This window comes from Streptomyces sp. NPDC091281 (genome assembly GCF_044757425.1).
Taxonomy (GTDB): domain Bacteria; phylum Actinomycetota; class Actinomycetes; order Streptomycetales; family Streptomycetaceae; genus Streptomyces.
In genome coordinates, this window is record NZ_JBIVUY010000003.1 from 389843 (window position 1) to 404127 (window position 14285).

1 protein-coding gene is annotated in these 14285 nt (G+C 76.8%); it reads right to left on the minus strand.

The window, feature by feature from the left end; all coding sequences use genetic code 11:
- Window positions 1-26 precede the first annotated feature (26 nt).
- Entirely contained in the window at window positions 27-14231 is a 14205-nt protein-coding gene (locus ACIQPQ_RS09895) for an SDR family NAD(P)-dependent oxidoreductase (protein WP_401302113.1), read from the minus strand.
- Window positions 14232-14285: the final 54 nt, after the last annotated feature.

The following is a 14285-nucleotide window of genomic DNA, read 5'->3' on the forward strand; positions in this document are numbered from 1 at the left end:
GCCAAATGCCTGTTGTGGTGAACCTGCTACTGCTGCCAGGACCGGAACGTCCTGAGGTGGTCCGGGGTCGCGACGGTCTCCAGCCGCTCGTCGTCCTGGTGGCCCCCGCCGAGCGCGGCCACGATCCGGCGGGCGGGGGCGTTGCGCGGGGTGCGTTCGGCGGTGAGCCTCACCTTGGCGCAGCCCAACTCGTCGGCGCGGTCCGCGAGCCAGGCCAGCAGCCGTTCCTCCACGCCCCGGCCCAGCGCGCGGCAGCTCATCAGCCAGGCGAGGACGTCGAGGCGGTCGCCGTCGGCGCGGACGGCGAGGAGGCCGATCTGGCCGTAGTCACCGAACCGGTCGCGGGCGGACGCCGTCCACACCTCGCCCCTCTCCCGCCAGCGGGCGAGATCGCCCCCGTCGGCGGAGCGGGCACGGAGGGTGAACTGGTTCGTGCGGCGGACGAGTTGTCCGGCGCGCGGTACGTCGTCCTCGCCCAGGGGGCGGATGTCGACCTCCAGGTCGAGCCGGGCAAGGAACTCCTCGAAGCCCGCCTGTTCCCGGACGGCGTCCCGCGCGCGCTCCTGGTCGTAGAAGCGGGCCCGCAGGGCGTCCTCGGCGGTGGCCGGGGCGGGTACCAGCGGCCACAACCGGTCGAGGAACGCGTCGAGTTCGCCGACGGGCGGGCAGGTCACGGCGAGGACCTGCGGGAGGACCGAGCGGACCTTGCCGATCTCGGCGGGGTTGTCGTCGAGGAAGAGGAAGGAGTCCAGGCCGAGATTGAGGGCACGGGCGGCGTCCGCCAGCCGGTTCGGCTTGGGCGCCCACCCGGCGTCGAGGACGCTGAAGTGCTCGGGCTTCAGGAGGCTTTCGGGCCGGTCGAGGACGGCGCGGACGGTCTCCTCGTCGTTGTTGCTGAGGAGCATCAGCAGCGCGCCCGCCTCCCGCCACCGGAGGAGCTTGCGGGCGAGGAGCGCGCGCGGCCCGGACAGGTCCACGGCCTCGGGGCCGGTCTCCCCGGCGACTCCGCTCCACAGCGTCTCGTCGCCGTCCACGGCGATCACCTTGGGCGCGGGCCGCAGCGCGGCCCGGACGACCTCGGCGAGACGCAGCGCCACAGCGGCCTGGAAGGGCGGCGTGAAGGGCAGGTGCGCGAGCCGCTCGGTCCGGGGATCGAACGGGTCGCCCCCGTCCGGGCCGTCCGTCCCGTCCGGCCCGCCCGTCCACGCGTCGGGGCCGAGGACGGCGATGCCGGGCAGCCCGGACAGCTCGTCGGCGATCTCCCGCTCCCACCGGGCGAACCGCCCGCCCGCGTCGGCCCCGGCCACGGCACCCGCATCCTCACCGTCCGCACCGGCACCCGTGCCTGAGACGTCCGCACCGGCAGCAGCGCCGTCCGCTCCGGCCGTGGGCGGGAAGGCCACGACGAGCGGCTTCCGGGTGCGTTCCGCGACCGCCCGCAGCGCGGCCGGGTAGGCGGTGCGCAGCTCGGTGAGGAGGGCGTCGTCGACGGGCCCGAAGCGTTCCAGATCGGCGGCGCGCAGGAGCACCACGCCCACCGACGTCGCCGGGTCCGCGAAGACGCCGGACGGGTCGTGGAGGGCGGCGAGGACCTGGTGGTACGGCGCCTCGACGACCCGCACACCGGCCGAACCGGCGGCACCGGCAGCGGAGTTGGCGTCAGCGGCGGCGCGCAGTGTGGCCGCGCAGAGGGCGGGGAGGTGGCCGAGGGCGAACGTGGCGGCCAGGGCGACGGTGGGGGCCGGGGCCTGCCGGGGCGCGGGCGCGGCGACCGGCACGGTGGCGTCCTTCGCGAACTCGCCGAGCAGGGACACGAATTCCTCCCCCAGGCCGGTGGTGTCGGCCCCGTCCAGGATGTCGAGGTTGTGGTCGAGGCGGACACGGTCCGCGTCGGGGGTGACGGTGACCATCAGGTCGAGGTCGGAGTAGCCGGCGCCGACCGGGAGGACGTCGAGGCGGTCCAGACGGCCGCCGTGCCGCACGTAGTTGAAGTAGACCTCGACGAGCGGGGCGTTCGGCCGGGGCAGGCCCTGCCGGGCGAGGGTGGCGAGGACGTCGGAGAACATGGCGCCCCGCGCGAGGAGCCGCTCCATGCGGGCGTCGGTGCGGCGCACCACGTCGGCGACGGTCTCGGCGGTGCGGGCCTCGGCCGGGAACGGCACGGGGACCCCGAAGAAGCCCACCGCGTCGAAGGCGTCCGCGTGGATACGGGTGTCGACCGGCACGGCGAGCGCGAACCGCTCGCGTTCGCGGGCGCGGGCCAGCAGCACGGTGAGGGTGCCGAGGCAGAACGCGGCCGGGGTGACGGCGAGCCTGCTCGCCGCCGCCGACACGCGGTCCATGAGCCCGTCGGGCAGGGGCACGGTGACGCTGCCCGCGCGGTAGGACCGCTCGGCCGGACGGGGGGCGGACAGGGTGAGGTCGAGGCGCTGGGCGCCCTCGAACGCGGCCCGCCAGTCGTCTGCGGCGGTGCCCTCGCCGGTCCGCTGGGCCTCGATCAGGAGCCGGACGTCGCGGTTGGTGACCTCGCCGTCCAGGGGGGTGCCGGACAGTTCGCGGTCGATCTCGGCGGCCACCAGCAGCAGCGACTGGAGGTCGCTCACCGCGTGGTGCGCCCCGAACAGCAGGACCTGGTCGCCGTGGTCGCCCGGGTCGAGGAGTTCGAACCGCCACAGCGGCGCGGTCGCCAGGTCGAACGGCGGCTCCAGCAGCGCCCGCAGCCCCTCGGCGGCGTCCGGTACGGCCGTCACGGACGTCCACCGCAGCAGCGGCCCCGCCGCACCCGCCCCGGCGGCCACGTCCCGCACGCCACTCGCGTCCCGTACGCGACTCTCGTCCCGTACGCCGTTCTCCTCCCCTGCGACGGTCACCTCGCGTGCGATCGCCAGTTCGCGGCCTGTCGTGCCGGTGGTGACGGCGGTACGTAGGGCGGCGTGGCGGGCGGCAAGGCGGGTGAGGACGGCGGTGAGGGTGGCGCGGTCGGTGGGCGTGGTGAGGCGGGCGGCGAGGCCGACGGCGTGGGCGGCCTGCGGCATGTTCGGGGCGGCGCTGCGCAGCAGGCGGACGACGTCGCGGGTGGCGGGATGCGTCTCGCGGTCCGGCACGGCGGTGCCGGGGCCCGCCGGGGCGGCCGTCTCCGGGGACGCGTCGAGGTCCCCGGCCGTCCGTTCGGGCAGGGCGGCGGCCAGTGTGGCGGCCAGGCCGCGGATGTCGGCGGCGGCGAACATCTCGGCGGTGGGGAGTTCGACGCCGAGTTCGCGGGCGAAGGAGTTCCGCAGCCGCACCAACATCAGGGAGTCCAGGCCGAGTTCCTTGAGCGCGGTACCGGCGGCCGGGTCGACGAGTCCGCCGGAGACCTCGCCGACGCGGGCGCGGACGTAGGCCTCCAGCCAGGTGCGGCGGTCCTCGTCGGTGGTCGCGGCGAACACCTTGCGGACCAGGCCGTCGGTGTCGCCGCCGCCCGTGGGGGCGGAGACGAGGTCGGCGAGGATCGGCCGGGTCCGCGCGGTGTCGGGGGCGAGGGCGAGCAGCTCCCAGTCCAGGGCCATCGGGGCGAGTTGCCTGCGCCCGGTGTCGAGGACGCGGTCGAACAGTTCGCCGCCTTCCTGCGGGGAGAACGCGACCAGTCCGGAGCGGCCGGTCTCGGCGGCGCGGGTGCCGGACCCGGCGACCATGCCGACGCCGGACCAGGCGCCCCAGTCGAGGCTGAGGGCCTGCCGCCCGGTGCGCGAGAGGTGGTGGGCCCAGGCGTCGAGGAAGGCGTTGGCCGCCGAGTAGTGGCTCTGGCCGGGCGAGCCGAGCAGTCCGGCCGCGGAGGCGAACAGGATCATGTTCGCGGCCTCGGGGGCGAGTTCGGTGAGCAGGGCGGTGCCGAGGACCTTCGGCGCGAGGACGCGCAGGACACGTTCGTCGGTGAGGTGGGCGACGGTGGCGTCGTCGAGGACACCGGCCGCGTGCACGATCCCCGCGAGGGGCCCGGCGTCGCGGCGTACGGCGTCGAGGGCGGCGGTGAGGCCGGCGCGGTCGGCGACGTCGGCGCGGGCGAGGTGCACGGCGACGCCGCGCTCGCGCAGGCCGTCGATCCACCGCTGGGCGTCGGCGGAGGGCGCGCTGCGGCTGAGGAGGGCGAGGCGGCGGACGCCGCGGGCGACGAGGCGTTCCGCGACGGTGCGGCCGAGGCCGCCGAGGCCGCCGGTGACGAGGTGGACGCCGCCGGGACCGAAGTCGCGGGGCCGGTCGGCGTCGGGGCGGGTGCGGGTCAGGCGGGGGACGAGGCGGCCGGAGTCGCGGAGGGCGACGAGGCGTTCGTCGTCGGCGTGCCGGAGCGTGGTCCACAGGGCGTCGGCGCCGCCGGTGGGCGGCAGGTCGACGAGGGTGGTGGACAGCTCGGGGTACTCCTGGGCGACGGCGAGGCCGAAGCCCCAGGCGAGGGCCTGTTCGGGGTGTGCGACCTCGGTGCTGTCCCCGGCGGCCTGGCTGCCGCGGGTGACGACGTGCAGGCGGGGTGCCCGGCCGCGCGGGCGGTCGGTGACGGCGCGGACCAGGTGCAGGAGGCTCAGGCAGGCCAGCCGTGCGGCGTCGGCGGCGGTCGGTCCGTCGGTGACGGCGGGCGCGTCGAGCGCGGTCAGGTGGACGATCCGGGCGGGGGGCCCGTCGGGGAACGCCTCGTCGAGCAGCCGGGTGAGGTGGTCCGGGTCGGTGGGGTCGACGACGTAGCGTCCGGGGCCCTCGGCGGCGAACCCGGTTCCGCTGCGGGCGAGGACGTGCGGGACGTCGGTGCCGAGGCGGGTGGCGAGGTCGTCGGCGGTGCCGGTGGTGTCGGCGAGGAGCAGCCAGCCGCCGTCGGCGGGCGGCTGCTGTGCGGCGGGCCGGGGCTGCCAGCGGGTCTCGAACAGGGCGCCGTCCAGCGGGGAGAGCGCGGCGATACGGAACTCCTGCGCGGTCAGCAGGAGTTGATCGTCGTCGTCCCACAGGCGCAGGTCGAAGGTGGCGCTGTCGCCGGACGCCGACCGCAGTTCGCAGCTGACGCGGGCGGGGGTGGTGCGGCGGCCGGTGTGGTGGACGCGGCCGAACCCGGCGGGCACGAACGCCCGTCCCTGCGGGGCGTGTTCGGGCAGGGCGGCGGCGTGGAAGGCGGCGTCGAGGACGGCCGGGTGGAGCAGGTGCCCGGCCGGGGGACGCTCGGCGAGCCGTCCGACGGCGACCGTGTCGCCGCGCTCGGCCGACTCCAGGTTGCGGAAGGCGGGCCCGTAGGCGATGCCGAGGGCGGCGAACTGCGCGTACACGGGCGCCGTCTCGACGGTCTCGGCGCACCGGGCGCGGAGGTCGTCGAGGCGGGGTGCGGACGGGACTTCCCGCTCCGCCGGTCGAGACGGTTCGGGGTCGGCGAGGAGCCGGCCGGTGACGTGCCGTTCCCAGGCCGGGGCGCCGACGGGGGCGGAGGCGACGGTGAACTCGCGGGCGCCGTCTCGGGCGGGCCGCAGCACGAGCTGGAGCCGGACGGGGGCGTCCTCCGGCAGGCGCAGGGCGCGTTCGAACGCCACGTCGGCCAGGTGGACTTCGGTGGCGCCGGTGACGGTGCGGGCGGCTTCCAGGGCGAGGCCGAGGAAGGCGGCGCCGGGCAGCCACACCTCGCCGGTGACGCGGTGGTCGGTGAGGTAGGCGAAGCGGCTGTCGCGCAGGTCGACGCGGCTCTCGAAGAGGTGCCGGTCGGGTTCGTCGCTGGCCTGGACGTGGGTGCCGAGGAGCGGGGACCCGGCGTCGGCACCGGCCGGGGCGGGGGCGAGCCAGTGCCGTTCGCGGGCGAAGGCGTAGGTGGGGGCGTCGACCCGCCGCCCTCGGGGGAACAGCGTCCGCCAGTCCGGGGCGTGACCGGCGGCGTACAGCTCGCCGACCCGGCGCAGCAGGGTGCCGTGGCCGTCCTGCTGGCGGCGCAGGGAGGCGACCGTGACGGCGTCCGTGCCGGTCTCGGCGGCGACGGCGGCCACGACCGAGGTCAGCGAGGGGTGCGGGCTCAGCTCCACGAAGTAGCGGTAGCCGTCGTCCAGCATGCGCCGGACGGTGTCGGCGAAGCGGACGGGCTCCCGCAGGTTGGCGAACCAGTGCGCGGCGTCGAGGCGTTCGCCGTCGACGGGTGCGGCGTGCACGGCCGAGTAGAGCGGGGTGGCGGACCGGACGCCCGTGACCCCGGCGAGCCGGTCGAGGAACGCGTCGCGCAGGGGCTCCATCAGGGGGCTGTGGGAGGCGAACGGGGTCGACAACGGGCGTACGGTGACACCGCGTTCCGTCAGTTCGCGGCGCAGGGCGGTCAGGGCGCCGGTCGCGCCCGAGACGGCCGTCGAGTGGGGGCTGTTGTAGGCGCCGACGAACAACTCGCCCTCGTACGGGGCGAGGAGTGCGGTGGTCTCGTCGGCGGGGAGGCCGACGGCGATCATGCCGCCGTGTCCGACGTACGGGACGACGGCCTCGGCGCGGCCGGTGACGATCCTGACGGCGTCGTCGAGGCCGAGGGCGCCCGCGGTGTAGGCGGCGGCGATCTCGCCGAGGCTGTGGCCGACGACGGCGTCCGGGATGACGCCGAGGGCGCGCCAGGCGGCGGCCAGGGCCGCGTTGACGGCGAACAGGACGGGCTGGAGGTACTCGGTGCGCTCCAGCGGGGAGAACTCCTCCGGCGCGCGCAGCACGTTCAGCACGGACCAGCCCGCGTGCCGTTGAACAGCCGTGTCGATCCGGGTGAGTTCGGTGCGGAAGGCGGCGGAGTCGGCGAACGACTCCAGGCCCATGCCCGGCCAGTGCCCGCCGTGCCCGGCGACCACGAAGGCGACCTTCCCCGCGGTCTCCTCGCGGGGCGCCGTCACGGGCGCCCGGCCGGACGCCAACGCGTCCAGCACGGACCGCAGTTCGTCCGCGTCGCCCGCGACGACGGCCGCCCGGTGCTCGAAGTGGCCGCGATGGCGGGCCAGGGTGCGGGCGAGATCGGGCAGCGACGGCGGAGTGTGCAGGGAGGGCGGAGTGTGCGGGGAGGTGTCCGCGGCGAGGTGGGCGGAGAGGCGGGCGGCCTGGCCGCGCAGGGCGGTCTCGCTGCGGGCGGAGAGCACGAAGAGCCTTTTGCGGTCGGCGGGTTCGGCCTCGGGGGCGGACGCCAGGAGGCCGCTCCGCTCGGTGGCGGCGGGCGACGCGGAGGGAGTGGCGGGCGCTGCGGGGGCGTCCGGTGCCTCCTCGACGACGACGTGCGCGTTGGTGCCGCTGATGCCGAAGGCGCTCACGCCTGCCCGTCGCGGCCGGTCCCCGGTCGCGGGCCACGGGCGGGCCTCCTGGAGGAGGCTCAGCCCGCTGTCCGCCCAGTCGACGTGCCGGCTGGGGGTGGCCGCGTGGAGGGTGGCGGGGAGGGCGCCGTGGCGCAGCGACTGCACCACCTTGATCAGCCCGGCGACACCGGAGGCGGCCTGGGTGTGGCCCAGGTTGGACTTGAGGGAGCCGAGCAGCAGCGGCCGGTCGGCGGGCCGGGAGGGGCCGAAGACGGTGGCGAGGGCGTTCGCCTCGATCGGGTCGCCGAGGGAGGTGCCGGTGCCGTGCGCCTCCACGTAGTCGATGTCCTGCGGGCCGAGGCCGGACTGGGCCAGCGCGCGGCGCAGGACCTGTTCCTGGGCGGGGCCGTTGGGGGCGGAGAGGCCCTGGCTGCGGCCGTCCTGGTTGACGGCGGTGCCGCGCAGCACGGCCAGTACCTCGTCGCCGTCGCGGCGGGCGTCGGACAGGCGCTTGAGGACGAGGAGGCCCGCGCCCTCCGACCAGATCGCGCCGTCGGCGTCGTCGGAGAACGACCGGCAGCGGCCGGTCGCGGACAGGCCGCGCAGGCGGCTGAACTCGACGAAGGTCTGCGGGGTCACCATCAGTGTGACCCCGCCCGCGAGCGCGAGGTCGCACTCGCCGGACCGCAGGGCCTGGACGGCGAGGTGGGTGGCGACGAGCGAGGACGAACAGGCCGTGTCGACGGTCAGGGCGGGGCCGTGCAGGCCGAGGGCGTAGGCGAGGCGGCCGGAGGCCACGCTCGGCGCGGAGCCGGTGCCGACGTAGCCGTCGAGCTGGTCGAGGCGGGTCCCGGCGAGGTAGTCGCTGCCGAACATGCCCACGTAGACGCCGGTGGAGCTGCCGGACAGGTCGGCGGGGACGATCCCGGCGCGCTCCAGCGCCTCCCAGGCGGTCTCCAGCAGGAGCCGCTGCTGCGGGTCCATCGCGGCGGCCTCCTTCGGGGTGATGCCGAAGAAGCCCGCGTCGAAGGCGTCGATGTCGTCGAGGAAACCGCCCTCGCGGGCGTACGACTTGCCGGGGGCCTCGGGGTCGGGGTCGTAGAGGGAGTCGACGTCCCAGCGGTCCGCCGGGAAGGGGCCGACGGCGTCGCGGCCCTCGGCCACCAGCCGCCACAGGTCGTCGGGGCCCTCGACTCCGCCGGGCAGACGGCAGGCCATGGCGACGATCGCGACCGGCTCGTCGGCTGCTGCCGGGGACCCTGCCGGAGGAGCGGAACGGGCGTTCCCCGTAAGGGCGTCCGAGCCGCCGAGGGCGCTGTCGAGGAGGTGCCGGGCGAGGCGTTCGGGGGTGGGGTGGTCGAAGAGGAGGGTGGCCGGGAGGCGGACCGCCAGGCGGGCGCCGATGCGGTTGCGCAGGTCGACGGCGGTCACCGAGTCCATGCCCAGTTCGCGCAGCGGCCGGTCGGGGCGGACGGACTCGGCGGAGCGCAGCCCGAGGGCGCGGGAGGCCTCCTCGCGGACCAACGCGAGGACCCGGTCGGCCCGTTCGGCGGCGGGCAGCGCGGCGAGGCGGTCGGCGAGGCCGCCGCCGCGTCCGGCGGACGCCGGGGCGGGCAGCAGCGACCGCCACAGCGGGACCCCGGTCACGGTCTCGCGCAGGCGCGGCAGGTCGAGCACCCAGGCGACCAGGTGCGCGGCGTCGCGCCGCAGGGCGAGGCCGGTGAGATCACGGCCCTGCTCGGGGGTGAGGGCACGGTGGCCGAGGCGGGCCATGCGGGCGAGGTCGGCGTGCTCGGCGGCGAGGCCCTCCCCGGCCCAGGCGCCGTAGGACACGGAGGTGGCGGGCAGGCCCAGGGCGCGCCGGTGGTGGGCGAGCTGGTCGAGGAAGACGTTGGCGGCGGCGTAGTTGGCCTGTCCGGCGTTGCCGAGGACACCGGCGGCCGAGGACACCAGCAGGAACAGGTCCAGCGGCAGGTGCGCGGTGAGGCGGTGCAGGTGGGCGGCGCCGACGGCCTTGGGGCGCAGGACCGCCGCGAGCCGTTCGGGGGTCAGGTCCGCGATCACGCCGTCGTCCAGCAGGCCCGCGCAGTGCACGACACCGCGCAGCGGGTGGACGTCTCCGATCCCGTCGAGGAGGGCGGCCAGCGCGCCGGCGTCGGCGACGTCACAGGCGGCGACCTCGATCTCGGCGCCCAGGGCGGCGAGTTCGGCGGCGACCTCGGCCGCGCGCGGGTCGTCGGCGCCCCGACGGGACGTCAGCAGCAGCCGGGGCACGCCGTGTTCGGCGAGGAGGCGCCCGATCTGGCGGCCGACCGCGCCGAGACCGCCAGTGATCAGGACGGTCCCCTCGGCGGGCAGGGCGGGCCCGTCCCCGACCGGGTCGGCCGGGTCGGCCGGTCGCGACCGGACCAGGCGAGGAGCGAGCAACGTGCCATCCCGGAAGGCGAGTTCCGGCTCGCCCGACGCGGCGACAGCGGCCAGCAGGCCGTCCGGCAGACCGGCTCCGTCCGCCAGGACCGTGGCGTCGGCGTGGGTATCGGTTCCGGTATCAGTGTCGACGTCGGTGCCGGTGCCGGTGCCGAGTGCGATGTCGCCGTCGATATCGAGGAGGACCAGTCCGAGGTCCGGGTGCTCGGCACGCGCGCTGCGCGCGAGCCCCCACAGCACGGACTGCGCCAGGCCGGGCACCCCGTCGCCGAGCCCGGTCGCGACGGCGCCGCGGGTGACCCACACCGTCCGCGCGGGCGCCTCCCCCGGCGGCAGCGCGACGAGCGCCCGCAGCTCCGCCAGCCCGGCGGCGGCCGACCGCGCCGACATGTCGACAAGTTCACCGCCGTCCGGGTCGCCGGGCCAGTGACGCACGACCGTCTCCGGCCGGGCCCCGGACACGCCCCCGCCGGACGGCTCCCCGTCAAGAACCGACGCCACCGACACCACGGTGGGCACCGCCGTCCACGCCACCTCGTACAGATGCCGCGCGTTCTCCGACGCCGCGCTCAGGTCGGCCGCGGTCGCCGCCCGGAGCCGTACGTCCTCCAGGCGGCCCACGGGGAAGCCGTCGGTGTCCCAGAGGGTGACGTCGAGGGTGCGGTCGGTGGCGGTGTCGCCGGTACGGCGGACGGAGACGAGGAGGTCCTCGGCGCCGCCGTCGAGGACCGCGCGGCCGACGGCGACGGGCAGCAGGACCCGGTCGTCCCCGTCGGCACCGTCGAGCGCGGCGGCGACGTGCAGCGCCGCGTCGAGCAGCGCCGGGTGGACGGGGTAGGGGTCGGTCACGTCGCGGGCGGCGGCGGGCAGCGACAGGCGGGCCAGGAGGGTGCCGTCGCCCGTGCGGACGGCTTCCCGTACGCCCTGGAAGGCAGGGCCGTAGCCGAGGCCGATGCCGGTGAGGCGGGTGTAGGCGGCCGGGTCCCAGGCGGGCACGGCCTCCGCGGGCCAGTCGGGCGCGCGCCGGTCGGCGCGGGGTGCGGAGGGGGCGGCGGACGCGGTGGCGTGCAGGGTCCAGCCGAGGGCGTCCGCGCCGCGCGGGCGGCTGTGCACCGAGACCTCGGCGGCGGGCCCGTCGGAGACGACGTCCACGGACACCTCGACGGTGCCGGTGGCGGGCAGCACCAGCGGCGCCAGCAGCAGGAGTCCGGCGAGGTCGGCGGCCTCGTCGGGGCGGGCGGCGGCGAGGGCGGCCCGGCAGAGTTCGAGCAGGGTCGTGCCGGAGACGACGGTGCGGCCGAACACGGCGTGGTCGGGCAGCCAGTCGGCGGTGGCCGGGGACCACTCGTCGCGGAAGGTCCATCGGGTCTCGTCGGCGGACCGGAGTTGGACGCCGAGCAGCGGATGCGCGGCCCGGTCGAAGAGCCCCGGGCCGCCGCCCGCCATGCCCTCGGGCTCGGTCCAGTGACGCTGGAGGTCCCAGGCGTAGGTGGGGAGTTCGACCGGGCCGGCGGCGGGCAGCAGGCGCCGCCAGTCGATCTCCCGGCCGTGGGCGTGCAGGCGGGCGGCGGCGGCGTCGAGGCAGGCGGGTCCGTCGGCGTCCCGGCGCAGGGAGCCGACGGCGAGGAGGTCGTGGCCGGTCTCCTCGCCGAGGGTGCGCAGGGCGGTGGACAGGGAGGGGTGCGGGGCGAGTTCGACGAACCAGCGGTAGCCGTCGGCGGCCATGCGGGCGACGGTGGGCGCGAAGCGGACGGGCTCGCGGAGGTTGGCGTACCAGTAGTCGGCCTCCAGCTCGTCGGTGACGGGCTCGGCGGTGACGGTGGAGTACCAGGTGACGGCGGTGGGGAGGGCGGTGACGCCGTCGAGTTCGTCGAGGATCTCGTCGCGGACCGGCTCGACCTGGGCGCTGTGGGAGGCGTAGTCGACGTCGAGGAGGCGGACGAAGACCTGGGCGCGCTCCAGGTCGTCGAGGAGGGCCACCAGCGGGTCGACCTCTCCCGCGATCACGGTGGAGCGGCCGCTGTTGACGGCGGCGACGCTCACCCGGCCGGTCAGTCCGTCAGCGGCGATCCGGGCCTCGACCTCGGTGTGGGGCAGGGCGACGACGGCCATGGTGCCGGTGCCGGACAGGCCCGTCAGGGCGCGGCTGCGCAGGGCGACCACGGCGGCGGCGTCACTGAGGCTGAGGGCGCCCGCGACGCACGCGGCGGCGACCTCGCCCTGGCTGTGCCCGACGACGGCGTCGGGGCGGACCCCGCGGGCCCGCCAGACGGCCGCGAGGGACACCATCACCGCGAACAGGGCGGGTTGGACGACGTCCACGCGGTCCAGGGAGGGGGCGCCGGGGTCGCCGCGCAGGACGGCGGCGACGGACCAGTCGGTGAGGGGGCGCAACGCCCCGTCGCAGCGGTCGAGTTCGTCGGCGAAGACGGGGTCGTGGGCGAGGAGGTCGCGGGCCATGCCGGCCCACTGGCTGCCCTGGCCGGGGAAGACGAAGGCGACCTTGCCGGGCGGGAGCGGGGACGCGGGTCCGGCGGTGCGGTCGGGGTCGGGCGTACCGGCGGCCAACGCGTCCAGCGCGCCGAGGAGTTCGGCGTGGTCGGCGGCCTGGACGACCGCGCGGTGCGGGAAGTGGGTGCGGTGGCGGGCCAGGGTCGCGGCGACCCCGGCCAGGGGCGTGCCGGGCCGGTCGCGCAGCGCGGCGGCGAGCCGCTCGGCCTGCCCGGCCAGCGCGGGCAGACTCCGGGCGGAGAGCGGGAACAGCAACGGCCGGGAAGCGGCCCCGAAGGGGGCCACGGCACCGGCTTCCCCATCGGTCGCACCACTGGCGACAGCGTCCACACCACCGGAACCGGCGCCCCCGCCCGCACCCGCCAGTTCCGCAGGCGCCTCCTCCAGCACCACATGCGCGTTGGTGCCGCTGATGCCGAAGGCGCTGACGCCCGCGCGGCGGACCCGGTCGGCGCGGCGCGGCCAGGGCTCGGCGGCGGTGAGGACGCGCAGTCCGCCGCCGTCCCAGCCGATGAGCGGGGAGGGTTCGTCGGCGTGCAGGGAGGCCGGTATCCGTTCGTGGCCGAGGGCCAGCACGGTCTTGATGACGCCGCCGATCCCGGCGGCGGCCTGGGTGTGCCCGATGTTCGACTTGAGGGAGCCGACGCCGAGGGGCCGGTCGGCGGGGCGGCCGGGCCCGTAGACGGCGGCGAGGGCGTTGCCCTCGATGGGGTCGCCGAGCGGGGTGCCGGTGCCGTGCGCCTCGACGACGTCGATGTCGTCGGGGCGCAGTCCGGCGGCGTCCAGCGCGGCCCGCAGCACGCGTTCCTGGGCGGGGCCGTTGGGGGCGGAGAGGCCCTGGCTGCGGCCGTCCTGGTTGAGGGCGGAGCCCTTGACGACGGCGAGGACGCGGTCGCCGTCGCGGCGGGCGTCGTCGAGCCGCTTGAGCAGGACGAGCCCGCAGCCCTCCGCCCACACCACGCCGTCGGCGTCGGCGGAGAAGGGGCTGCACCGGCCGGACGGGGACAGCCCGCGCAGCCTGCTGAACTCGACGTGTCCGCGCGGGGTGACCATCAGGGTGGCGCCGCCCGCGAGGGCGAGGTCGCACTCCCCGGCGGCGAGGGCGCGGGCCGCGAGGTGGAGGGCGACCAGGGAGGAGGAGCAGGCGGTGTCGACGGTGACGGCGGGCCCCTGGAGACCGAGGGTGTAGGCGATGCGCCCGGAGGCGACGCTGGCGGCGGACCCGGTGCCGACGTGCCCGTCGAGCTGGGCGAGGGAGGCGGCGCCGAGGTAGCCGCTGTCGTACAGGCCGACGTAGACGCCCGTGGAGCTGCCGCTCAGGGTGTCGGGGACGATGCCCGCGCGTTCCAGGGTCTCCCAGGCGGTCTGGAGCAGGAGGCGCTGCTGGGGGTCCATGGCGGCGGCCTCGCGCGGGGAGACGCCGAAGAAGGCCGCGTCGAAGCGGTCGATGGCGTCGAGGTAGCCGCCGCGCAGGGTGTAGGCGCGGCCGGTGGCCTCCGGGTCGGGGTCGAGCAGTCCCGCGGTGTCCCAACGGCCGCCGGGGACCTCGGAGATGACGTCGCGTTCGCCGTCGAGGAGCCGCCACAGGGCCTCGGGGTCGTCGGCGCCGCCGGGGAAGCGGCAGGCCATGGAGACGAGGGCGATGTCCGTGCCGTGGTCCGGGCGGGCGGCGCCGGACTCCGGCCCGCCGTCGGGACGCGCGGAGCGCTGCGGCCGTACGGCGCCGTCGGGCCGTGCCCCGTCCCCGGCGCCCGGGGACGCGGCGGCGAGCGCGGCCGCGAGGGCCGCGACGGTGGGGTGGTTGAAGACCAGGGAGGGGTCGAGGGTGCGGCCGAGCCGTTCGCCCAGCTCCACGCCGAGGGCGACCAACTGCCGTGATCCGAGGCCGAACTCGGCGAGCGGACGGTGCGGGTCGACGGCCGCCGGGTCGAGACCGGTCGCCTCGGCCACGGCCGACGCGAGCAGGTCGCGCAGCGCCTCGGCGGTGATCGGCTCGGAGGGGGCGGTGGGCTCGGAGGGCTGGAGCGGAGACGCGTTCGCAGGCATCTGGGAGGTCCTCGTGGACGGTGACGCGGCGGATCGGTACGCCGTGGGGCGCGG

Bases quoted from the DNA above. Each gene is read 5' to 3' on its own strand.
- ACIQPQ_RS09895 (WP_401302113.1), bottom strand. From the start codon at position 14,231: ATGCCTGCGAACGCGTCTCCGCTCCAGCCCTCCGAGCCCACCGCCCCC.